We start from the raw sequence: 23979 nt of genomic DNA on the forward strand, positions 1-23979 counted from the left end.
GAAGAAGGAGTGGCCGATGAATACGTTCAAATGGATATGGGGTTATCTTTATCAAACCCGGGCGATGATTTTGCTCGGCGTCGGCGTGCTTACGCTGCAGCAGCTTGTGCAAATTATGGCCCAGGGCTCACAAAAGTTTTTGATCGACGATGTGCTCATCGGCAAAGAGTACGGGAAGCTCTCCTGGGTGCTCCTCTATCTCGCTTCGACGAGCCTGGTCAGCTACGGATTGAACTGGTGGGGCAACTACTTGACGCGCGTCAACCAGCTGACCTTGCACCGCCGCATGGGCAGCAGCCTGATGGCCGTGATCCAGCGCAAGCCCGTCGCGGAAATTCAAAATCAGCGCACGGCGAAGTGGGTGCAATATTTCACCAGCGACATTCAGCAGGTCACCGATTTCTTGTCCCGCGACCTGGCCAAAGGCGTACAGCAAGTAGCGGCCACGCTGTTCCTCATCGGCATCATCGCTTGGGCGAGCCCAGTCATTCTCATCCTCGTCGTCATCTTCAGCGTCGTCTATATCGGACTCGGCCGTTATTTCGGCCCGATCATGCGCAGACAGACAAGGGAAATGCAGGAGAAGCGCGGCGACCTGCTCGTCAAAATCGAGGAAGGAATCGCTTCCACTCGCGAGGTGATTGCCTACAACCGGATGGAATGGGAAGAAAAAAACTTCCGCAGCGCTTTCGCCGCTTTCTTCGACAAAGTGATGCAGAACGGCAAAATGTCGAATACGCAGCTACTGCTCAGCAACAGCACCCAATGGATCGGCAGGCTCGGAGTGCTCATTATCGGCGGATACGAGGTTATTCAAGGCAGTGCGACGCTCGGAATGTTCGTCGTCGTCTATCAATATTCGAACCAGCTGTTCTCCAATTTTCAAAACGTATTTAATTTCTTCATGAATTTATCCGGGCGCATGGCTTATGTCGACCGGGTGAAAGGGCTGTTCGAGCAGGAGCAATCCCCTGGCGGCACGAAGAAGCTGACGGGAGCGGTGCGCAGCATCCGCTTCGATCAAGTCTCGTTCGCTTATTCGGAAGAAAGCCGCAGTGTGCTGAACCAGCTCAGCCTTGTGCTGGAAACGGGCCGCAAAATCGCGATCGTCGGCACGAGCGGCGGCGGCAAGTCGACCATTGCGCAACTGCTGCTGCGCTTCTTCGAACCGACGCAGGGCGCCATCCGGGTCAACGGCAAGCGTTTAAGCGAAATTCGAATGGACGACTGGATGAGCCGCATTTCCGTCGTGTTTCAAGAGCCTTTCCTGCTGCCCGACACGGTCCGTAACAATCTGCTGCTCGGACGGGAACATATTTCGGAGGAACAGTTGACCGAAGCATGCCGGATCGCACAAATCCACGATTTCATCGAATCGCTCGATCAAGGATACGACACGATTATCGGGGAACGCGGCTATACGCTTTCGGGCGGTCAGCGCCAGCGGCTTGCAATCGCGCGGGCGATCGTCGGCGATCCGGAAATTTTACTGCTCGACGAAGCGACATCGGCGCTCGATATGGAAACGGAACGGCTGATGCAGGAGGAGCTGGATCGGATTCGGGAAGGCCGCACCACGATCATTATCGCGCATCGGCTATCCACAATCCGCAACGCGGACGTTATTCTCGTCATGGACCAAGGGCGGCTCGCCGAGCATGGGACCCATGAAGAATTGATGGCTTCGGGGGACATTTACAAGCGATTGGTCGCTTCCATGGCGGAAGCTTCCTGAGTGAGGGGAACGAGCGAGGTTCCGGGGCTGCTGCACTGAAAAGAAGCAGTAATCTATTAAAGAACGTGTCACGCCCAAAAGGGGGACTGTTTATCCTGGATTGCCGTATCGGCTGTGCCGCTTGCTGCATTGTCATATCCATCTCCTCTCCGATCCCCGGCATGCCGGAAGGCAAGCCTGCCGGCGTCCCCTGCGTGCAGCTGACGGCGGACGGACGATGCGGCTTGTTCAGCAAGCCCGAACGTCCGGCGGTTTGCCGCGGTCTGACTCCATCCGCAGACATGTGCGGAGCGACAAGCGAAGAAGCGTTCGCGATATTGGAAGTTCTCGAGCAAGCAACCGCCCCTTCCCCTCGCAGCAAGCCTACTCGCGATGCTCACTAGCAGAGCGCGCCTCCTCAACGATAACACGGAAGCTCGATCGTAACCGTAGTTCCTTGTCCGACCGTGCTTGCGATCGATATGTTCCCCTTATGCGCTTCGACAATACGCTGGCATACCATCAGGCCGAGTCCTGTTCCGGTGCTCTTCGTGGAGTAGAACGGCTCGCCCAATTGAGGCAGCTTGTCTTCGGGAATGCCTGCTCCTTGATCGGCGACTCGGATGACTGCACGTTCATCGCTCACCACTTCGAGAGAGATGGTGACGATGCCTCCGCTCAACATGGCCTCTATCGCATTTTTGACAAGATTGATGACCACTTGTTTGATCTGGTTCGGTTCGCACGGAATTAGCCGTGCAACCCCTTTTGTCTCCAGCTGTATATCTACGTTGTACAGCATCGCCTGCGGCTGCATGAACTTGATGACGCTATCCAGCAATGATTGCAAATTACATGCCGAATAGGTTACGGCATGCGGCTTAGCTATCGTCATGAACTCGTTCACGATCGAATTGATCCGATCGAGTTCCTCCAGCATAATTTCCGTATAAGGCGTGTCTTTCGCCCGCAACAGCTGAATAAAGCCTTTCAGCGAGGTCAGCGGATTTCGAATTTCATGCGCTACACCTGCAGCCAATTGGCCTATGATGGACAGCTTCTCCGACCTGCGAACCCATTCTTCCTCTTTTTTCCGGTCGGTCATATCGCGAATCACGGTTTGAATTAACGGGAATCCCATTTGTTTATGGACATAGATCGACGACACCTCGACATCCAACACGGTATCGTCAATTCGCTTCAGCTTGATTTCCAAAAATTCCGAACATTCATCCGATTGTACGATATGGTTGAAACGATCCTGCAAAACCGGGAAGTCGGAGGTATCGAAAAACTCCATCAGCGATCGTCCCATAATATCTTCGCTGCAGCTTCCGCCCAGCAGCTTGTAGCCTGCATCGTTTACGAAATGGATAATACCGTCCCGGTGCAAAACGATCGCTTCCGGCGACAGCTTCAGCACGCGTCTGAACTGCCGTTCCCGCTCCATCAGCCTCGATTCGGCACGTTTGCGGTCCGTAATATCCCTTTCCACGCCGACAAAAGCAACCACGTTTCCCCGTTCGTCTTTAATCGGAGAAATCGTTACGCTCGCATAAAAGGTACTGCCGCCGTTCCTTAATTTGATCGTTTCCACGCCGGCGTACGGCTCGCCTTCCGCAATGCGTTTGTACAACCGCAACACTTCTTCTTTCTGATCCTCGGGAGTCATGGGCAGCACTTTGCCGATGACCTCTTCCTTGGCCCAACCGTGCAGTTCTTCAAACTTCCTGTTTACATCCAATACCGTGCCGTCAAGATTCACAACTACAATGCTGTCCGATGTGAGGTTCATAAAGGAATCCATCAGTTGCTTCGTTCTCAATAAGCTGATTGTCTCGTCTCTGGTTAATTGGAGGTCCATTCGTCTTCACCGTCTGGTTGTTATTTTTGTATAGTAGCTTAATAAGTTAGTACTTCACCGCATCTTTTCCATTCCCTTTATTTTTCGAGCTGAAAATGTCGTTTTCATTTATTAATTTTTATTGATATTTAGTTTACCTAAATAAACTGCGGCCAAACTCTTCCCATCGTCTCCTATTATTTTTATAATGGTTAATGGAACGGAAATCGACAAGCCAGGGAGGCGTTAACATGCAATATCGAAAGCTCGGAAATAGCGGACTCAAAGTCAGCGAGATCAGTTTGGGCAGCTGGCTGACATACGGCGGCTACGTAGCCGAAGACAATGCCGTCCGGTCGATTGAACAAGCCTATGAATTGGGCGTCAATTTCTTTGACACCGCCAATATGTACGAGAGAGGCGAAGCGGAGAAGGTCATGGGCAAAGCGCTGTCCTCCTACCCTCGGGAATCGTACGTGCTGGCCACGAAAGTGTTTAATAAAATGGGCGAAGGCCCCAATGACCGCGGTCTGTCCCGCAAACACATCATGGAGCAGTGCGACGCCAGTCTGAAACGGCTCGGCGCGGATTATATCGATATTTACTACTGTCACCGCTACGACCCGGAAACGCCGCTCGAAGAAACGCTTCGCGCGCTCGACGATCTCGTATCGCAAGGCAAGGTGCTGTATATCGGGGTCAGCGAATGGACGCCGGCTCAGATCGTGGAAGCTTATGCGATTGCCGACAAGCTGCTGCTCGATAAAATAATCGTGAATCAGCCGGTTTACAACATGTTCAACCGTTACATAGAAAAGGAAATTATCCCTGTCGGGAAAGCCAAAGGCTTCGGACAGGTCGTATTCTCGCCGCTCGCTCAAGGCCTCCTTACCGGAAAATACCGTCTCGGCCAGCCGGTCCCGCAGGATAGCCGCGCCGCCAGCAAAAATTGGGACGAGAAGCGGTTGAACGAAAAGTCGCTGCAAAAGATCGAGCGGTTGTCCGTCATCGCGGACGAACTCGGTGTCAAGCTTTCCCAGCTGGCTATCTCCTGGATTCTCCGGCAGGATAACGTCGCGAGTGCCCTGGTAGGCGCAAGCCGTCCGGAGCAAGTCGTGGAAAATTGCGGAGCGGTCGGCTTGAAGCTGTCCGATGACGTGCTGAGTACCATCGAAGAAATATTGCAAGGATAGCCTGTGATCCGGCCAAACGGCCGTGAAACGGAAAACGAGCATCTCTAACCACTCCAGGTGGTTTGAGGTGCTCGTTCTTGTTTTCGTTTTCGTTTGGTTGTCTTCCGGCTCCGTGCTATTCGGAACAGCTCCGTTCGAATTCGGGCAGCCGGTCCCGAACGAGCTCGCGATCGGTTATTTCCAAGGCAGCAGCTTCCGCTCCAGCCATCCGAGCCCCCGGTTAAAAAGAAGACCCAAGAGCGACAAAATCAGGACGCCGACCATCAGTTTCGTCGTAATCATCAAGTTCCCGTAATGGAGAATCATCGACCCGACGCCTTGCTGCGCGGCTATCATTTCCGCTGCAACAAGGAGAAGCAGCGAAGTGCCCGCAGCCAGCTTCAAGCCGGCAAAAATCATCGGCAGCGCCCCTGGCAAAATGACTTTGCGGATGACGCTCAAATGATTCGAGCCGAACGTAACGGCCGCTTTGATCCAGATCGGGTCGACGTTCTTGACGCCGGAGAACGTGTTGATCACGACCGGGAAAAAGACGCCGAGCGCGATCATCGTAAACTTCGGCGTCTCCCCGATGCCGAGCCATAAGATGATGAGCGGCAGCAAGGCGATTTTCGGTATCGGATAGATGGAATAGACGATCGGCGACAGGATGGCGTCCACCCAGCGGGAGAAGCCGAGAATGAGCCCGAACACAATGCCGCAGACGGCGCCGATCGCGTATCCGATCACGATCCGGTATAAGCTCGCCAAAATGTTTTGGTGCAGTTCGCCGCTTGTGAGCATCTCCCAGCCGGCCGATAATATAAGCGACGGCGCCGGTAAAAACAGCGGCGGCACAATCTCGAGCCGGCAGGCCGCCTCCCAGACTATCAAGATACCCAGAATGCCGAGAACGGGGGCATAGGCCGGAATTTTTTGCTCCATGAACGATACGCGGTTGCGAATCGTATGCTTTGACGAATTCATTCGTTACCCCTCCTTCAGCGCTTCCTGGGCATCGTGGCGGATCAGCTGCCATATTTCGTCCGCGTACCGCTCGAAAGCGGCACGGTGCTGCTCCTGGTCTCGCCCGGTTTTCGGCAGGTCGATGCGGATCTCCGCTTTGATCTGCCCCGGATGACGCGATAGCACGATCACCCGATCGGCCAAATAAACCGCCTCCTGAATGTTATGCGTCACATACAGCGTACTTAAGCGGGTGCGGCTCCAGATGGCTAGCAGCTCCTCCTGCATCAGTGTCCGCGTCTGCGCGTCAAGCGCCGAGAACGGCTCGTCCATCAACAGCAGGTCGGGTTCCACGGCAAGCGCTCTGGCAATGCCAGCCCGCTGCCGCATCCCGCCCGACAACTGCTTCGGATAGGCGGACTCAAAGCCAGTCAGGCCGACCATTTCGATGTAATGCCGGCCCTTCTTCTGCATTTCCTGCTTGCTCGCTCCCTGCTCCTCCAGCCCGAACACGACGTTCTCGTACACGGTGCGCCATGGAAACAACGCAATTTCCTGAAACACGATGCCGAGCCGAGGCTCTTTCTCCGAGGCCAAGCCCTCGAAGTACACTTCGCCGCTCGATGGGGACAATAGCCCTCCAACGATATTCAGCAGCGTCGACTTCCCGCAGCCGCTCGGGCCGACCAGCACGACGAACTCCTGCTCTTCGATGGCGAAGTTAATGTTCTGCAGCGCGGTAACTTCCCGCTTCTTCGAGTCAACGAACCGTTTCTCTACATTGTCGACTACGATTCTCATAATATTACTTCCCCAGCTGCTTCAGCGCTTCGTCGAGCAGCTCCGTATTGACGATTCCTTTGGTATCGATCGCTTTGTCGATCAGCTTCTCCTTCGCGTACCAATCTACTTGCGTCTTGATGTCGCTCGCGAGCAGCTTCCCGTCGCGGTCCATGTACGGAAGCCCTTGCTTTACGTTCTCTTCCGGCTGATCGGTATACTTGGCGATAATTTTTACGACTTCGTCATAGTTGGCGCCCGGCACGATTTTGCCGTCCTTTTGCACCAGCACCGCGTCATAGTAGTAACGCGTCGCTTTCGCGTAAGCCTTCAGGAAGCGAACGGCCAAATCTTTGTTGCCTGCCAGCTTCGGCGAGAAGAACAAGCCGGAGGTCTGGTATTCGATCTCGTCCCCAACCTGCGAGATGACGCGTCCGTAGCCTTCCTTGAGCACCGCCGTAATGTTCGGCTCGTTCAGCATAACTGCGTCCACTTGCTTGCTTTTGAGCGATTCCATCAAGCCCTTGATGCTGTTTAGCGGCACCAGTTCGATGTCCTTCAGCGTCAAGCCGTGCTTCTCGAGCAAACGCCCTGTCATGTAATGATAAGTGGAGCCGGTTTGCGTGATGCCGATCTTCTTTCCTTTCAGTTCGGCGATCGATTTGACCGGGGAATCTTTGGGAACCATAAGTGCCGTCGAGGAATACCCCTTCTGTTCTCTGCCCTTGTCAGCGACAATGACAAGCTTTTGGCCGCCGGCCACCATGTTGTACAAGCTCGCCGTAATGCCGGTAGCGCCGATATCTACGCTGCCGCCCGCCGTAGCGACCGCGATCGGTTGTGCCGCGTCAAACCATTTGGGCTTGGCGTCGATGTTCTCTTCTTTGAAAAACCCTTTCTCAATGCCTATAAACAAGGGAGCGGAACTCGTGAGCTTCAGCATCCCGATATCCATGGAAGCCGCTTCCGCTTTGGCGGGCGATCCTGCATTCTGCGGCGCCGCCTCTTCTTTTTTCCCGCAGCCTGCAAGCGCGGTGGATACGCAGAGCACCGCGGTTAATGCGAGTAATGAAACCTTCTTCATTGTGACAAACCCTCCAGTTTTTTCTAGATAGTATGGATTCAAATCTTATATATATTCGACATTATCTGTGTTTTTCCTGCCTTTTTCGCCATTTTTTTATACATTGGTTTATACCATTGGTTTATTTTGATAGAAATGCCGATTAATGCCGCCATTTCAAGATATGGCCGTCCTGCTCCTGCAGCAACCTCGTCATATATACAATTTGTCCCGTATGGTAGGCATAATGCACCGTCGCATGATATAACAGCTCCCCGATGGGCCTGCTGTAGGAGGCAATTCCCGCGCCGGGCGGATATGTAACATGCACGATCCGTCCCATATCTTCCTCTGTGAGGCCAGACAACACCTCGCGCGACATGCTCCTTACGCGGACAAGCTGATCTGCAAGCTCTTTGCAGGTTGGCCCTCCTTCGGCCAAAAACTCCGCCGAACGCTCGCGCACATAAGGGTGCCCGCCGATGCTGCATGCAATGTTATGGTACTCGTTCCCTGCCAAATGAAGGCATAAATTGCCGATGCTGTTCGTGCCCTCCTTCCCTTTGCGCCACACGGCCTCATCCGAAAGGCGGGACAAAGCGATTCGGATTTTATCCAGCTCGTTATCGAGCAATGTTAACGTCATCAATGTAAACATACATACACTCCCTTATTTTTGCAGGTTGGGCAAAGCCTTGGATGATGCCGACGGCTGTCCGTGTACTCGGCAACATTCCTTGTTATAATAAAACGTAGCATTCCTTCATTTGACAAGAGACGAGGATGAAGCAAGCTATGGCGTTCGGGATTACGAGAGAAGAATTGACGCAATGGAAGCAAGCGGTCGCTCGCGGCGAGATCGCTTTTTTGACCCATTTTTGGCTGGAGCCGCGTTTCCCCGGCGTTCATTCGGTCACCAAGGTAGGGTGCGCCAATATGGAGCGCTTGTCCGAATGGTGCTTAGCCAACGGGCTGAATCCCCGGTACATTCACCGGCGTCTTCCCTACCCTCATTATGACCTGATCGGCGAGAAGCAAAAGGAAATATTGCAAAAAGAACAGCTGTGGGATCATTTGAAACGGTTCAAGCTGCAGTAGCTTTTTGATCCCGGATTGATCCAAATACAACGTCTCGTCAGAGAATGTTGACTTATCCGAAACGAAAATAACCCGCCCAGGTTAGCGCCAAGGGAACGGGTTATTTTTCTGGCAACTCGTCGGGGGAATTCCGCCCAAGTGTTGTGCAGGGAGGCGGACGGCCATCCGACCTCTGTTTTCATTGTCAACTACCGTTGCCCCTCACTTTACCATACCTGGTGTTATTCTTAAAACACAATTTACCATGGTCCGCACACCGCCGCATGCATTGATGCAGGCATGCGAGGTTAGCTTCGCCCGCTCCTCATACATGAACCGTCTTCCACTTTCCTTGCTTGAAGCGTATATAAATGAGCACGGAACGGGTAAACTGGTCCGCCGCCGCGGCGACCCATATGCCCGCTATATCCCATTTCAGCAAATAGACGAATACGAGGCTGAGCAGGACACGGAATCCCCATACCCCTATGAACGTCGAATACAGCGGATAACGGGTATCTCCCGCTCCGCGCAAAGCGCCGCCAAGAATGAATTGCGTCGCCTGGGACACTTGAATGCACCCCATGATGCGCAGGCCGACCGCTCCTTTCTGAATAACGGAAGGGTCCGGTGTATAGATCATCATGATGTACGGCGCAAACGCAATAAACACGATGCCCATCGCACCCGCTACGATCATCCCGATCTTGCGCACCTGCCAGCCGTAATTTTCCGCAAGGTCCGGCTTCTCCGCACCAAGCGCCTGCCCGACCAGCGTGGAAGCCGCGATGGAGAACGCCATCCCCGGCATGAACGTAAGACCGAACACGTTGAACGCGATTTGCGTCGCCGCCAGGGCGATCGTGCCCAAGCTGGCCGCCACCTTCACGAATACGAGCATCCCGAGACGCATGACGATTTGCTCTACCGCCGTGGGCAGACCGATCTTCAATATGCGGCCGATCATTTCCCGGTCGAGCTGGAACAAGCTGTTCAGCTTCAGATGCACCGTGTATTTACCGCTGAACATGACAATGATAACCCAGGTCATGGAGATCAACTGCGCCACGATCGTAGCGACAGCCGCGCCCGTTACCCCCATGGCCGGCAGGCCGAACAAGCCATAGATCAGCGGGAAGCCTAATGCGACCACCATAATATTGGACAGCACATTGATCTTCATCGGCGTGCGCGTATCGCCAGCACCCCTCAGGATGGCCGTTAACGCCATAGAAATCGTGTTAAAGCCGATCGATAAAAAGATGATTTCCGCATATGTAAGTCCTTGCGCCAGCACATCGTCCGTCGCCCCCATGATGCGAAGCAGCTCTTCTGCGAAGAAGTAGCCGACCGCGACGACCGCGACGGACAGAACAATGTTGATTGCGAACGCCTGGCTCGCGGCCCGGTTCGCCTCGTCCGGCTTGCCGGCTCCGACCGACCTCGCTACAATGACCGTCGTACCCACGTTCAAGGTCATAAAGACGGCGATCAGCAGCAAATACGGCTGGCTGGTCAACCCTACGACGGCAACCGCCTCCGGGCCTACCCGGCCGACCAGCACCATGTTGAGCATTTGCATGAAATTGATCAGCAGCATTTCCACCAGCGATGGCCCGGCCAATTTGAAAATCGTTTTGCGAACCGCCTTAAGGTCCGTGGCATCGACCAGCGATATATCGACAACGCCGTTCTTCTCGCGAGCCGGTGGTAAAGAACGTTCATCCGGCTCGGCTTGCGAATTCTCACTCACGGAGTCACCCGCTTTCTTTAGTTCATGTTGGTAAAAAGTCGTTAGTATTCCTAATCGTAACATATTTCGCTTGGAAAATGTTCATCCTGTCGACTGCAAAATTCGGACATGACAAAAAAACAGGAACCTCCCCGGCCGCCTCGGCCGATCATCGGAGATTCCTGCGAATGCTTATCTTTATTCCGTTTAGCGTACCTGTTTCGGCTGCTGCGTATTCGAAGCGACCACATCGATGCTTTGCAGCGCTTGATTTAGCTGCTCCTGCACCTGTACGAGCTCCTGATGCTCGCGTTTATCATCCAGATGCGCTTCCATTTGACTGTGCGCCTTCTGCAAGGTATGCTGCGCGGTCTCCATTTCCGCGATCGCAGCCTGAAGCTTGTGCGGGTCGGACTCCAATTGCGCGTGGCGGACCGCCATTTCCGCGTCTTTGGCAATTTGCAGCGCCTTCTCCGCATTGTCGATCACGTGGCGAAGCGGCATCTGATGTTGGTTGACCTGTGTCATCTTCGGCATCTCCTTCGGTGATGAATTGTGCATTGACCTGATTCAACCTATAAGATGCGCGAAATTCGCCCGCTTCATTCCGTTATTTTCTAGCCAATATCGGATGTCCGTGTTCGCTCGTACACGACAAAGTCGTAATCGTACGGGTTCCGTTCGTCTCTCACCCCGCGCTCGCGCGATGCTTCCCGCCACTCGCTCATATCCATTTCCATAAAATACGTGTCGACCGGGAAGCGATGCAAGATCTCGGTCACGTACATCCGATCGACATAAGGCAGGAACAGCCGAAAAACTTCCGCCCCTCCGATCACGAACAACTCCTCGCCGCCGCGGCCGTATCGCTCCATCGCTTCCTCGGCCGTGTGAACCGTCTCGATCCCTTCGGCGGAAAATCCCGGATCGCGCGTTAACACGACATTGAGGCGTTTGGGCAGCGGCTTGCCGCCCACGGAATCGAACGTCTTGCGTCCCATCAATATCGTATGGCCGATCGTCTTACTTTTGAAATAAGCGAAATCGTTCGGCAAATACCACGGCATCTTATTGTCGATTCCGATGCCGCGCGTTTCATCCATGGCAAAGATGAAAGAAACCGTCATGCCTGCACCTCTTTCTGCAGCCCGCCATTGCGCCTGCAAGCTTCTATCTTATATGGCGATCGGCGCTTTGATGCCGGGGTGCGCCTGATAGCCCGCGAATTCAAAATCGTCGAACCGGTAGTCGAAGATGGAATCCGGCTTCCGTTTGATTACAAGCTGCGGCTGTGCATAAGGCTCGCGGGTCAACTGCAGCTTCACCTGTTCGATATGGTTGGAGTAAATATGAACGTCGCCGCCCGTCCATACGAGGTCTCCGACCTCCAGATCGCTTTGCTGCGCCACCATATGGGTCAGGAGCGCATAAGAAGCAATGTTGAACGGAAGGCCGAGGAACGTGTCCACCGACCGCATCTGGAACATGCAGGATAGTCGGCCGTTCGCGACATAAAATTGAAACGCATAGTGGCACGGCGGCAGCGCCATTCCGTCCACTTCCGCGGGATTCCACGCGCTGACCAGATGCCGCCGCGAATCCGGATTGCTCCGGATTTGCGCGATCACATTCGCGATTTGGTCGACGGCTTGTCCGTTCGGACCAAGCCACGTGCGCCATTGCGCGCCGTATACGCGCCCGAGGTTCCCCGCTTCGTCGGCCCACTCATCCCATATGGTTACGCCATTTTCCTGCAAATAGCGAATATTCGTATTGCCGCTTAAAAACCATAGAAGCTCATGAACGATCGATTTCATGTGCAGCTTCTTCGTTGTCAAAAGAGGAAACCCTTGCTGCAGGTCCATTCTCATTTGTCTTCCAAATACGGAAATGGTGCCGGTTCCCGTGCGGTCTTCTTTCCGAACACCGTGATCCAGTATATCCTGAAGCAGTTCCAAATATGCTTTCATGATTGCCCCCTCATTCAATAAGTACTTGCCGCCCTGAACGTTCTCTCATAACCCGCGGTCACAATGAATACAATTATAGCGCACCTGCATCGTCAAAAGTAGTGTCTGCGGCAATAAATTCGGATCGTGCCGGGCCAAGCGCGCGTCCGAAAACAAAAGAACATCCGGACCGCCGCTCGCGGCGCGGATGTTCTTTCTTCGTTTCGTCAAACTTTACGACGGCGCCCCTTGCGAACGTTTCAAGAAAAACGTCAGCACCAGAGCGATCACGGCAAAACCGAAACCGATCATAAAGGCGTTATGAACGCCGGACACGACCGCCTCGGACATTTGCGCCGGCGAGGTCGGATCGGGCGAACGTTCCAGGAAATTGCGCTGCCCCGAAGTCATAATGCCGATAAACAAAGCAACGCCGATCGCACCGGCTACTTGCTGCAGCGTGTTCAAAATCGCCGTCCCGTGCGGATAATAACGGCTCGGCAGTTGATTGAGGCCGTTCGTCTGGGTCGGCATCATGATCATAGAGATGGCGACCATCAGGCAAATATGCAGGATGAGGAGCGTCGCCTTGGACGTATCCATCGATACCCGCGTGAAAAACCACATGATGATGACAAGAAACGCCGCACCCGGAATAACGAGCGCCCGCGGACCGAACTTGTCAAACAGCTTGCCCGTGACCGGAGAGATAAGTCCGTTCAACAGACTGCCCGGAAGCAGAAGCAAGCCGGACATAAACACAGTCAATCCGAGCGCCCCCTGGAAATAGAACGGGAGCAAAGACATCGTGGAGAACAGCGTCATCATCATGATAATCAGCAGGATCGTAGTCAGCGTAAACATCGGATAACGGAACGCTCTGAGATCCATAAGCGGCTCTTCCACACGCAGCTGCCGAATGACGAACAGCAGCAGCGCAACCGCTCCGACCAGCACAATTCCGTATACGAGCGGACTCGACCATCCACCGTGCCCTTCGCCGGAGCTGCTGAACCCGTAGACGATCCCCCCGAAGCCGATCGTGGACAAAACGATCGACACGACGTCGACTTTCGGCTTCGTCGGCTGTGAAACATTTTTCAAATAAATGAACGCAAAGACGATAGAAAAAATCGCAAACGGCAGCACCATGAAAAACAACCAGCGCCACTGCAGCGATTGAAGGATCAAACCCGACAGCGTCGGACCGATCGCCGGCGCGAACATGATCACCAGCCCGATGCTTCCCATCGCAGCCCCCCGCTTTTCCGGCGGATAAAGCACAAGAATCGTATTCATCATAACCGGCAGCATTAAACCGGTGCCTGCCGCCTGCAGCAAGCGGCCGATCAAAATAACGGAAAACTGCGGTGCGACTCCGCACACAAGCGTGCCGAGTGAAAATAACATCATCGCGCCGAGGAACATTTGTCTTGTCGTAAACCATTGAACAAGCAAAGCCGATGCCGGAACCAATACGCCGACAACGAGCATATAGCCGGTTGCCAGCCACTGAAGCGTCGGAGCGCTTACGTTCAGCTCGACCATCAATTCAGGAAAAGCGATATTGAGCAGCGTTTCATTTAATATCGAGAAAAATGCCCCGATAATGAGCGAGATTAAGATCGGCAGCTTCCTTACATTTCCAAACTCGTGAGGTGCCGAAGCTGCCGCCCTACCAGAATGTTGCACGTAATACTCCTCCCTTCTACCCTTAGTATTATAGTTCATATGCTATCTTGTCTCAAACGAGGGCGGTCTGCAAGGGACTAAACTTCTAAAACCGTTTAATCTTGCTCGCTTTGAAGCTGCAAAACGGAATGCTCCTTCAAGGTATAGGACATCAAACCCATGCTTTTCAGAAACAGTTAAATTTAGTAAGATAGGTTCAGGTACGTTATACTGCTCTTTTTCACCTAGGATTCGGGACGATTGCATTTTTTATTCGCATTCGGACGCTTGAATGGTTGGGAGTATTGTACAGCCGGCCCTGTGAACCCATAGGGTCGGTTTTATTTTCGCATAGTCCTATCAAAACTGAACTTCACAGGTGATGACAATGAGCCAAGCAGAGAGGCGCGAAGCGATCGGAGCGCATACATACTCGTTTCTGGAAAATCTATTAACCGCGAACGACGAAAAATTGAAAGATGTTATGAAAGAGCTGGCCGACGTCAAGTACGCTTTGGACCAGTCCTCTATCATCGCCATTACCGATCAACGGGGAACCATTCTGTACGCGAATGACCAGTTTTGCACCATTTCCAAGTATGCGTCGGAAGAATTGCTCGGCCAAGACCATCGGATTCTGAACTCCGGTTATCATTCCTACGATTTTTTCAAAACGATGTGGGCTACGATCGGATCGGGCGCGGTGTGGCGGGGCGAAGTGCGGAATCAGGCCAAGGACGGCTCATTTTACTGGGTAGATACGACCATTGTTCCATTTATGAACGAAATGGGAACCCCCTATCAATATATCTCGATTCGAAACGATATTACCACTCGCAAGCAAATGGAAGAGGAGCTGCGGCAAAACGAGGAAAAGTACCGGTTAATTACCGAAAATTCATCAGACCTCATCTCGGTCATTCATGCCGACGGAAGCTTTGCCTACTGCTCGCCTTCGCATAAAGACTTGTTAGGATACGATCCGACCGATATGCAATCGCGACATATGCTGAACTGGATTCATGAAAAAGACCGCAAAAAGGTAGCCGACTGCTTTCGGAACATATTAGCCTCAGGTCAATCGGTCTCCCCGCTTGAATACCGGATTCGCGCCATGAGCGGCGAATATTATTACGTCGAGACGACGATCAATCCGATTAATGCTCAAAACGCCGGGCATGTACAACGTCTTGTCCTCATTACGAGAGATATTACCGAGCGCAAAAAGTCGGACCAGGCGATCTACCACCTCGCTTACCACGATACGTTGACCGATTTGCCGAACCGGCGGTTGTTCGTGGACCAGCTGCGCAAGGAAACGACTAAAGCCAAACGCAACGAAGCCCGAATGGCCGTCCTGTTTCTCGATCTGGACCGGTTCAAAAACATCAACGATTCGCTCGGCCACGAAATGGGCGACCTGATTCTGATCGAAACGGCCAAGCGGCTCCGTCAATGCGTTCGTCCGGACGATATCGTCGCCCGTTTTGCCGGGGATGAATTTATTATTTTGCTGACCGATCTGGCAAGCGCGAGCGAAGCCGAAGCGATTTCCGAACAAATCCAGCTCAGCATGCAGGCGCCGTATCAGTTGGGAACGCAATCGCAGCATATTTCCTGCAGTCTCGGGATCGCGATGTATCCGTCGGACGGCAGAAACCCGGATGAACTGCTAAAACGGGCGGATATGGCTCTGTATGCCGTCAAAGAACGCGGGCGAAAAGGATATTCTTTCTTTCACCACGAAATGGAAGAGCGTTCCCTGGAGCGCAGTCTGCTGGAAAATGAATTGCAAAAAGCGATCCATCTCGAACAGTTTCATCTGGACTATCAACCGAAAGTCGACTTGACGACCGGACAGCTGACCGGCATGGAAGCGCTCGTGCGCTGGATTCACCCCGAGCTAGGGCGGATCGCGCCGGGCAAGTTCATTCCGATCGCCGAAGAGACGGGACTGATCATCCCTTTGGGCGAATGGGTCCTCCGCAAAGGATGCGCTCAAAATAAAGCATGGCAGGATCAAGGATATCCGCCGCTCAAGCTGTCGGTCAATTTGTCGGCCCGGCAATTTTATCAAACCGATCTGCTCGACAACATCAAGCAGATTTTGAACGAGACCGGGCTCGATCCGAAGTGGCTTGAGCTCGAAGTAACGGAAAGCATATTCGCCGATATTGACGACGCGGCCGTCATCCTGCAAAAAATTAGAGATTTGGGCGTCGATACGTCCATCGATGATTTCGGGACCGGGTACAGCTCCTTCAGTTATATTAAGCATTTGCCGATAGACACATTGAAGATCGATGCTTCTTTCATTCGGGATATTCACCAGAATAAGGAAAGCCATGCGATCGTAAGGGCGATTTTGTCCCTTGCCCAAACGTTAAACCTGAACGTCATTGCCGAAGGCGTAGAAAGCAAGGAACAGGTCGCCGTCCTGAGCGAGGGCGGATGCCATCAGGCGCAAGGGTATTTGTTCAGCAAACCGGTTTCCAGCGAAAACTTTGAAAAAATGCTGCAAAACAGACCATAACCATCATCGGAGGCGCACGTGAACATTTTTAGAAAAAAAACGAAATCATGGTCGGAATATATGGACCACCCCCGCTCCACCGATCTCAGCGAGGCAAGCGATGTCATTATCGAGCGATTGGCTTTTATGGGAATTACCCAGGAGACGCTGACTTATATTAAACAATCGGCACATCTTCTGTCGCCTTACAAATCGGACATTATCGATCAATTTTACCGCTCGATCACATCGGTCGAGCATCTGCGGCAAATCATCGATCAGCATTCCAGAGTGGATCGTTTAAAAGTCACGATGGAAAAATATCTCGAACAGTTTCTTCAGGCGGAAGTGCATCACGAATACGTCATGACCCGGGTGATTATCGGACATGTGCACAGCCGCATTCATTTGACCGCGGAGCATTTTATATCGGCCCACCATCTGCTCATTCAGATCATGACCTCGATTTTGATGGAAAACTTGCATAACGATCCGGACCGGATGATGAAGACGGTTCTTGCCGTTCAAAAGCTGGCCGCGTTCGATCAGCAGTTGATCGTTGAAGTGTACATGGAAGAGACGTTCAAATCGTTCCTGTTCGGCGTCTCCGATATGCTCAACCATATGACGCAGCTCGACACTACGGGGCAGCTGATTAAAGGAATGGAGAAGCAAATCGAGGAAAGCCACAGCGTCTCGGCGGCAGCGGAAGAGATGAGCGCCTCCATTCAGGAAGTAGCCGATCATGCGCTTACCGTCGCGGAAGGAACCGATGATGCGGTTGAAACGGCAGAGCGGAGCAAACACGTCATCAATAAAGCGCTCGGCGACATTCAGCAGGTCGGCCGCGTGTACGATGAGATCATGGAACAAGTGCAGCGGCTTAATCAGGAGATCGAGCATACGCAAGAAGTTGTTAACATCATTAAAGATATTGCCGATCAGACCAATCTGCTGGCCCTGAATGCAAGCATCGAGGCAGCCCGTGCCGGAGAACAAGGCAGGGGCTTCTCCATCGTCGCAAGCGAGGTGCGCAAACTGGCGGAGCATACGAAGGAACAAATATCGCGGATCACGACGAGCATCGCCTCTTTGCAGCATGTATCCAGCCAAGTGACGCAGCAAATCGGCGATACGGGAAAACTCGTCGAACAAAGCGCAAACGAAGCCCACAATGCCGATGAAGCGCTGAAGAAGATCGTCGCGACCATCCAGGAAATTAACCAGGCGACCACGCAAATTGCCGCCATGGCGGAAGAGCAAACTTCATCGGTGATCGATATCGCCAGCCGCAACTCGGTCATTTTGGACCTGAGCACCCATTCACAAACGATTGCGCGGCAAACGGCTGAAACGGTGCTTGAACTGAGCAAGCGAATCGACGATTACCGGCGCACCTTCTTTACGATTAACGTCAAGCTCGATTATAAAGATACGATTCGCGTGGCCAAAACCGACCATCTCTTATGGAAATGGAAAGTGTATAACATGCTCCTCGGTTTGGATTCCGTGACCGCCGGACAAGTATCGTCTCACGAGGAGTGCCGTCTCGGATTGTGGTATGATGGAGAACTCCCTTCGCAGATCCAAGGGCATCCCGCTTTTCAGCAGCTGAAGGCGCCCCATAAGGCGGTGCATGACTGCGCGAAGCTTGCCGCACAGAAATACGAGGAAGGAAACATCGCTGAAGCGTACGCAGCGTTCGAGCAGCTTCAGGAGCAGTCGGGCCTTGTCATTGCTTTATTAACCCAGTTGGAAGCCGAGCTGAGCCTGAGCACCAGAGGTTGAAAAATAAGCGGGTTCGGGTATAATGAGAGCGATTTGACTATAGACAGAGGAGTGGAGAAACCGCATGTATAAAATGCTCGCCATCGATATAGACGATACGCTGATCAATGACGATAAACAAATTACCCCCGGCACGAAGCAAGCGCTTGCCCAGGCGATGGCCCAGGGTGTGATCGTCACCATTGCAACCGGACGCATGTATGCGTCGGCCAATCAGTTGGCCGGTCAATTGGAGCTGAACGTCCCTCTCATCACCTATCAAGGTTCGCTTGTGAAAAACGCGATCGACGGCGAAGTGCTGTACGAACGTACCGTACCGGAAACGGCTGCCCGTCTTCTGTTCGACTATTGCGAGCGGAACGATCTGCATTTGCAAACTTACTTTGACGATGTGCTGTATGTCAAGGAGCGCAATGAGAAAGCGATCAGCTATGCGGAGCTGTCGAAAATCCCGTTCACGGTCTACCCGGACTTCGCGGAGCTCGCTACCAAGCCGTCGACCAAGCTGCTTATCATCGACGATCCTTTGAAGCTGGATCGGGTGGCGCAAGAACTTCGCGCACTGCTCGGACAGCAGGTGCACATTACGAAATCCAAGCCGCACTTTCTGGAAATTACCCACTTCGAAGGCACGAAAGGGCATGCGCTGACCTACCTGGCTTCGCACTTCGGACTTCGTCTCGATCAGGTCGTCGCCATCGGCGACAGCTGGAACGACCGCGAGATGCTGGAAGTCGCCGGACTCGGGGTGGCGATGGGCAACGCCGTCGAATCGTTAAAAGAAATTGCCGACTATGTCACGCTAAGCAACAATGAAGACGGAGTCAAGCACGTTGTCGATAAATTCGTGCTGCAAAACGTTTAAAACGTTATTTCGAGCCGCACCGCTTACATTTAAGCCGGTGTGTCCTGCCATTCCTAACCCTCAGCCTTCCTGAGGGTTATTTGCTTTTGTGCCTTTGCTTTCCGCGGGATACAAGATCAAGATCAAAGCATGTTCTCACCAAACTCCGGCTGCTGCATACGTTGTATTACAAAAGCATTAGGCTTTTGTCTAATGGAGTGACGGCGTACAGCATGGTTTGCCGCACTTGGAGGTGAGAGGAATGGAAGTAACGTTAATTTCTTTGCACTGGGTGTATCTGCTGTTTATTTTGTTGATTATCGGTTTCATGGTCATGCGCCGGGATACGACGATTTTATGTATCGTCGGCATCTTTATTTTGGGGATCCTCTCGACACAGTCGCTGCACGCGTCCGTCAGCGGCGTATTCAACAGTTTTATTTATGCCATTAAGGAGCTGCTTGGCACGATCTTGATCATTTCCATCATCGTGGCGATGAGCAAGGTGCTGACGCGGACGGGGATCAACGAGTCAATGATTTCCCCGTTTGCGAAGCTGATCCGAACGCCGGCGATGGCTTTCTGGATCATCGGGATTGTGATGATGGTCATTTCCTGGTTTTTCTGGCCTTCGCCGGCCGTGGCGCTGCTTGGCGCCGTGCTGCTGCCTGTCGCCCTGCGGGTAGGTTTGCCCGCGCTCGCCGTGGCGATGGCGATGAACTTGTTCGGACACGGCATTGCGCTGTCAGGGGATTTCGTGATTCAAGGTGCCCCGAAGCTGACAGCCGATGCGGCCGGCATTCCTGTAGGCGCGGTCATCGAAGCGAGCGTACCGCTTGTGATCGTGATGGGCGTCGTTACCACCGTTACGGCGTTCTGGATGATGCGCCGGGATATGCGCAGCGGCAAACTGACGGCGGCTACCGGCCGGACCGACGCTGTGCAAACGGATAACGCCAAGGATGAAGCTTTGCCGGCGGCGCCAGCCTTGTTGTCCCGAGGCGTCAAACGGACGCTTGCCGTGCTGGTTCCTGTGCTGTTTCTCGCCGATGTGGCGGCGATGTACACTTTCAACCTGCAAGGCGGCGACGCCACCGCGCTCGTAGGCGGCACGGCGCTCCTCGCGATGCTGCTCATCTCGCTGCTTGCCCATCGTCAGCAAGGGCTGGAGCAGGCGTCGAGCTATTTGATTGAAGGCTTTCTGTTCGGCTTCCGGGTATTCGGACCGGTCATTCCGATCGCCGCTTTCTTCTATCTCGGCGACTCGGCGTTTACGGACATTTTCGGCAAAGTGCTGCCGGCCGGATCGCACGGCCTGGTGAATGATCTGGGCTTCGCCTTGGCAAACACGGTTCCGATCAATCAAGCGATCGGCGCGGTCACCTTAACGACCGTAGGCGCCATCACCGGTCTGGACGGCTCCGGCTTCTCCGGCATATCGCTTGCCGGATCGATCGCGCATCTGTTCGCCGCCGCCATCGGCTCCGGCATTGCGACGCTCACCGCCCTCGGGCAAATCGCCGCCATCTGGGTCGGCGGCGGAACGCTCGTGCCTTGGGCGCTCATCCCGGCGGCCGCCATCTGCGGCGTCGATCCGTTCGAGCTGGCAAGGCGCAATTTGAAGCCTGTCCTTATCGGCATCGTCGTGACGACCATCGTTGCCATCTTTTTAATTTGACCTCAACATTGGCACCGGATCCCGAAGTAAAGCAGACCCTTTCAAGAATATACGGTCGGTACAGCAAAAGAGCGCCTCACACCACCGAAGCGTGGCGAGAAGCGCTCTTTGCTTATATATTCGTGCCATGTCCTCACGATCTATGAAGCTTCCGCTTCACGTCCCGCAGTAGGTGCGGTACGGCTGGTCGCATGGCTCCGGCAGCGCGGCGTATTCCGCATGCTCAGGAGAATGCGCGTAGGGGCTCGACAGCGCAGCCAGTAGCCGCTCCATCACACTATAATCGCCTTGTTTCACTGCGGCATTCAGCGCTTCTTCCACACGGTGGTTGCGCGGAATAATCGCGGGATTGCTGCTGCGCATCAACTGCTGCGAGGCGTCCTTGGACTCCTGCTGTCTGCTTAATCGTGCCTGCCACCTCTCATGCCATTGAGCAAATTCGGTGGTGTCGATAAGGGCCGTATCCTGCGGCTTGTCGACAGTGAGGGCACGGAACGTATTCGTATAATCCGCATGTTGCTTTTGCATCATTTGGAGCAAGTCTTCCACAAGAGCTTCATCCTGCGGCTCTTCGTTAAAGATCCCCAGCTTCGCCCGCATGCCCGCAAGCCAGTGACGCTGATACAACGCAGCGAAATCGGAAATCGCAGCCTCGGCTTGCTGGACTGCCTGCTCCTCGTCCTCATCCAGCAGCGGCAATAGCGTTTCGGCAAATCTCGCGAGGTTCCACGCGGCGATGTGCGGCTGATTGCCGTACGCATAGCGGCCTTGCCTATCAATCGAACTGAATACCGTCGCCGGGTCGTATACATCCATGAAGGCGCAAGGACCGTAATCGATCGTTTCGCCGCTAAGCGCCATGTTGTCGGTATTCATCACGCCGTGAATGAAACCGACGAGCTGCCACTTGGCAATGAGCGCAGCTTGGCGTTTGATCACTTCCCGCAGCAGGGAAACATAGCGGTTCTCGGCCGCTTCAGCTTCCGGAAAATGTCGTTGCAGCGTGTAATCCGCTAGATCTCGAAGATCTTGGAGCGTGCCCCAGTTTGCAGCATACTGGAAAGTGCCGACGCGCAGATGACTGACAGCGACCCGGGCTAGAACGGCGCCCGGCTGCTCCATTTCGCGGGTGATCGACTCGCCGGTTGTCACTACCGCCAAGCTGCGGGTGGTCGGAATGCCTAGCGCATGCATGGCTTCGCTAATGATGTATTCGCGCAGCATCGGACCAAGCGCCGCTCGCCCGTCGCCGCCACGAGAGTATGGCGTTCGGCCTGCACCTTTAAGCTGAATATCCACCCGTTCACCGAGGGGAGTGATCTGTTCGCCAAGCAGCAGAGCCCGGCCGTCCCCCAGCATCGTAAAATGCCCGAATTGATGCCCTGCATAAGCCTGCGCAAGAGGCGACGCGCCTTCGGGAATCCGATTGCCGGCAAACACCGCGACGCCATCGTCGCTTTGCAGCAATTCGACGTTCAACCCCAGCGCCGCTCCGAGCGGATGATTAAGCACGATCAACTTCGGCGATCGTACGGGAGTGGGGTTAAGTCTCGTAAAAAACGATTCCGGCAAACAAGCGTAACTGTTGTCAAAATTCCATCCCGCTTCCCCTATTGCTTTTTTCTCAGTCATCGTAACTCCTTTCTTCCATGTGCCCGGCTTTCTATTACTTTTCAGGAATGTTCATGTCTAGTTATCTACTTTTATTCAAGCCCATAGCCGTCCCTTAGTGTCTTCTTCTGCCAATTTATTATACCTTTTCCACGCATAAATTGCGCTCTTTATATAACAGCCAAGAAAAACAAAATGCCTGACCAATCAGGCGTCTGTAAACGAGCCGGCGCATAGTTTGAAGCTTAAACAAGGGTCTTTGTTTCCGAAAGCGCTTTTGTAATAGCATTATCAGTTATTAACAATATTTACAACATCATCCTGCAGGAAACAGGCACGGAAAAAAAGCCGTTGATCGAAAATTATTATTCCGGTTCTGTTGGTTGACAAGCTTGTAACCGTTCATCTTTAGACGATTGTAACATATATTTGTATCGTAAATAGGCGTTTGGCGTGTAAAGACCAACAAATACATATTGGAGAAGAGGAGAGTGGATATGGCATATCCTTCTGATAACGAGCAGCGCAGTTTACTTCCCGGCATGCCCGGTACTACGGGTGGCGGGCTTCCCGGCATGCCCGGGGGCGGCACCTCGGGTGGGGGCTTTCCCGGCATGCCGGGCGTCCCCGGTGGCGGCTTCCCCGGCGGGCCGGGCGTCTCCGGCGGCGGCTTCCCCGGCGGGCCGGGCGTCCCCGGCGGCGGCTTCCCCGGCGGACCGGGCGTCCCCGGCGGCGGCTTCCCCGGCGGACCGGGCGTTCCCGGCGGCGGCTTCCCCGGCGGGCCGGGCGTTCCCGGCGGCGGCGTCCCCGGCGGCGGCTTCCCCGGCGGACCGGGCGTTCCCGGCGGCGGCTTCCCCGGCGGACCGGGCGTCCCCGGCGGCGGCTTCCCCGGCGGACCGGGCGTCCCCGGCGGCGGCTTCCCCGGCGGACCGGGCGTTCCCGGCGGCGGCTTCCCCGGCGGACCGGGCGTTCCCGGCGGCGGCTTCCCCGGCGGGCCGGGCGTTCCCGGCGGCGGCTTCCCCGGCGGCGGCTTCCCCGGCGGAGCCGGATCCGGCCCGGGGCAGGTAGGCGCACCGCAATCGGGGCCGCCATCGTTTATCCCGACCCAATCGATGCATCTCCAGTCGGTCGGTTCCGGCAGCATCCGGAACTGCTTGTTCCGCTTTGTGTACATTTGGCAATCGAACGGCGATCAATATTGGATGTACCTAACATTCGTCGGCCGCAACTCCATTGCCGGCTACCGGTGGCACGGGCGCGGACCGTTCGGCTTTTGGATTTACTTCGGTCTTGACCTGCGCCGCGTCAACCAATTTTTTTGCTATTAAGCCTGCTGAAACCGACATGCCCGGATGCGAAAAATCGCATGCCGGGCATTCTTTTCATCTTATTCGGAATCCGACGCGCTGAGCGCACCTGCCGTTTATTCGCGGTATGTATCTTCTTTTTTCCACGGCGGGTCGCCGAGCTGGTGAAGTTTCTTATTGATCCGGTAAATTCCATAAGGAATCAACCAGCTCAAAAAAGCGCAAACCCAGGCCATTCCAGACGGCAAATAACTAAGAATCGCTTGCCACAT

General features: G+C 54.1%; 21 protein-coding genes. 9 read left to right on the forward strand and 12 right to left on the reverse strand.

What is annotated here, in order from left to right; translation table 11 throughout:
• Positions 1–16: 16 nt before the first annotated feature.
• Together ACFQI7_RS23545 and ACFQI7_RS23550 are read left to right on the forward strand one after the other, a co-directional pair.
• A complete protein-coding gene (locus ACFQI7_RS23545) occupies positions 17–1735 on the forward strand; it encodes an ABC transporter ATP-binding protein (RefSeq protein WP_218100008.1) in 1719 nt (572 codons plus the stop codon).
• Positions 1736–1830: 95 nt separating this feature from the next.
• Positions 1831–2118, forward strand: a complete 288-nt coding sequence (locus ACFQI7_RS23550) for a YkgJ family cysteine cluster protein (protein ID WP_218100183.1) — start codon at positions 1831–1833, stop codon at positions 2116–2118.
• Between the two features lie 14 nt (positions 2119–2132).
• On the opposite strand, the gene ACFQI7_RS23555 is transcribed toward ACFQI7_RS23550, so the two are convergent.
• Complete coding sequence (locus ACFQI7_RS23555; protein WP_218100009.1) at positions 2133–3539, reverse strand: PAS domain-containing sensor histidine kinase; 1407 nt, start codon at positions 3537–3539, stop codon at positions 2133–2135.
• 269 nt (positions 3540–3808) lie between these two features.
• Here ACFQI7_RS23555 and ACFQI7_RS23560 point away from each other — a divergent pair, with 269 nt between their 5' ends.
• On the forward strand, positions 3809–4750 hold the full coding sequence (locus tag ACFQI7_RS23560) for an aldo/keto reductase family protein (RefSeq protein ID WP_218100010.1): 942 nt from the start codon (positions 3809–3811) through the stop codon (positions 4748–4750).
• Positions 4751–4924: 174 nt separating this feature from the next.
• Here ACFQI7_RS23560 and ACFQI7_RS23565 read toward each other — a convergent pair whose 3' ends face one another.
• The 4 genes from ACFQI7_RS23565 to ACFQI7_RS23580 form a co-directional block, all read right to left on the reverse strand.
• A complete protein-coding gene (locus ACFQI7_RS23565) occupies positions 4925–5716 on the reverse strand; it encodes an ABC transporter permease (RefSeq protein ID WP_218100011.1) in 792 nt (263 codons plus the stop codon).
• A gap of 3 nt (positions 5717–5719) precedes the next feature.
• Entirely contained in the window at positions 5720–6496 is a 777-nt protein-coding gene (locus ACFQI7_RS23570; protein ID WP_218100012.1) for an ABC transporter ATP-binding protein, read from the reverse strand.
• 4 nt (positions 6497–6500) lie between these two features.
• Positions 6501–7559 carry an ABC transporter substrate-binding protein gene (locus tag ACFQI7_RS23575; RefSeq protein WP_218100013.1) on the reverse strand — a complete coding sequence of 353 codons (1059 nt, stop codon included), beginning with the start codon at positions 7557–7559 and terminating at the stop codon, positions 6501–6503.
• Between the two features lie 142 nt (positions 7560–7701).
• A complete protein-coding gene (locus ACFQI7_RS23580) occupies positions 7702–8196 on the reverse strand; it encodes a DinB family protein (RefSeq protein ID WP_218100014.1) in 495 nt (164 codons plus the stop codon).
• A gap of 137 nt (positions 8197–8333) precedes the next feature.
• Here ACFQI7_RS23580 and ACFQI7_RS23585 point away from each other — a divergent pair, with 137 nt between their 5' ends.
• Positions 8334–8636 carry a hypothetical protein gene (locus ACFQI7_RS23585; protein WP_218100184.1) on the forward strand — a complete coding sequence of 101 codons (303 nt, stop codon included), beginning with the start codon at positions 8334–8336 and terminating at the stop codon, positions 8634–8636.
• A 304-nt stretch (positions 8637–8940) separates the two neighbouring features.
• On the opposite strand, the gene ACFQI7_RS23590 is transcribed toward ACFQI7_RS23585, so the two are convergent.
• The 5 genes from ACFQI7_RS23590 to ACFQI7_RS23610 form a co-directional block, all read right to left on the reverse strand.
• Positions 8941–10368, reverse strand: coding sequence for an MATE family efflux transporter (locus ACFQI7_RS23590; protein WP_218100015.1), 1428 nt, complete (start codon positions 10366–10368; stop codon positions 8941–8943).
• A 186-nt stretch (positions 10369–10554) separates the two neighbouring features.
• Positions 10555–10875: a hypothetical protein gene (locus tag ACFQI7_RS23595; RefSeq protein WP_218100016.1), complete on the reverse strand. Its 321-nt coding sequence runs from the start codon at positions 10873–10875 to the stop codon at positions 10555–10557.
• Positions 10876–10964: 89 nt separating this feature from the next.
• Positions 10965–11474 carry a dihydrofolate reductase gene (locus tag ACFQI7_RS23600; protein WP_218100017.1) on the reverse strand — a complete coding sequence of 170 codons (510 nt, stop codon included), beginning with the start codon at positions 11472–11474 and terminating at the stop codon, positions 10965–10967.
• A 48-nt stretch (positions 11475–11522) separates the two neighbouring features.
• A complete protein-coding gene (thyA, locus tag ACFQI7_RS23605; RefSeq protein ID WP_218100018.1) occupies positions 11523–12317 on the reverse strand; it encodes a thymidylate synthase in 795 nt (264 codons plus the stop codon).
• A 213-nt stretch (positions 12318–12530) separates the two neighbouring features.
• Entirely contained in the window at positions 12531–13988 is a 1458-nt protein-coding gene (locus tag ACFQI7_RS23610) for an MDR family MFS transporter (protein WP_230415131.1), read from the reverse strand.
• Positions 13989–14355: 367 nt separating this feature from the next.
• Between ACFQI7_RS23610 and ACFQI7_RS23615 the strand changes: the two genes are divergently transcribed.
• From ACFQI7_RS23615 to ACFQI7_RS23630, 4 genes are all read left to right on the forward strand, one after another.
• Positions 14356–16500 (forward strand): bifunctional diguanylate cyclase/phosphodiesterase, encoded by a 2145-nt coding sequence (locus tag ACFQI7_RS23615; protein WP_218100020.1) that lies wholly within the window; start codon positions 14356–14358, stop codon positions 16498–16500.
• Between the two features lie 18 nt (positions 16501–16518).
• Entirely contained in the window at positions 16519–18267 is a 1749-nt protein-coding gene (locus ACFQI7_RS23620) for a methyl-accepting chemotaxis protein (RefSeq protein ID WP_218100021.1), read from the forward strand.
• Positions 18268–18331: 64 nt separating this feature from the next.
• Positions 18332–19132 (forward strand): Cof-type HAD-IIB family hydrolase, encoded by an 801-nt coding sequence (locus ACFQI7_RS23625; protein WP_218100022.1) that lies wholly within the window; start codon positions 18332–18334, stop codon positions 19130–19132.
• A 241-nt stretch (positions 19133–19373) separates the two neighbouring features.
• Positions 19374–20789, forward strand: a complete 1416-nt coding sequence (locus ACFQI7_RS23630) for a hypothetical protein (protein ID WP_218100023.1) — start codon at positions 19374–19376, stop codon at positions 20787–20789.
• Between the two features lie 156 nt (positions 20790–20945).
• Here ACFQI7_RS23630 and ACFQI7_RS23635 read toward each other — a convergent pair whose 3' ends face one another.
• The gene (locus tag ACFQI7_RS23635) at positions 20946–22421 is read right to left on the reverse strand and encodes a protein adenylyltransferase SelO (protein ID WP_218100024.1); all 1476 of its coding nucleotides are present in this window, start codon (positions 22419–22421) and stop codon (positions 20946–20948) included.
• A 476-nt stretch (positions 22422–22897) separates the two neighbouring features.
• Here ACFQI7_RS23635 and ACFQI7_RS23640 point away from each other — a divergent pair, with 476 nt between their 5' ends.
• Positions 22898–23728: a hypothetical protein gene (locus ACFQI7_RS23640; protein ID WP_377517698.1), complete on the forward strand. Its 831-nt coding sequence runs from the start codon at positions 22898–22900 to the stop codon at positions 23726–23728.
• A gap of 95 nt (positions 23729–23823) precedes the next feature.
• On the opposite strand, the gene ACFQI7_RS23645 is transcribed toward ACFQI7_RS23640, so the two are convergent.
• Positions 23824–23979 carry a hypothetical protein gene (locus ACFQI7_RS23645; RefSeq protein WP_218100026.1) on the reverse strand — a complete coding sequence of 52 codons (156 nt, stop codon included), beginning with the start codon at positions 23977–23979 and terminating at the stop codon, positions 23824–23826.

The sequence above is a fragment of the Paenibacillus allorhizosphaerae genome (assembly GCF_042659105.1).
GTDB classification, from domain to species: domain Bacteria; phylum Bacillota; class Bacilli; order Paenibacillales; family NBRC-103111; genus Paenibacillus_G; species Paenibacillus_G allorhizosphaerae.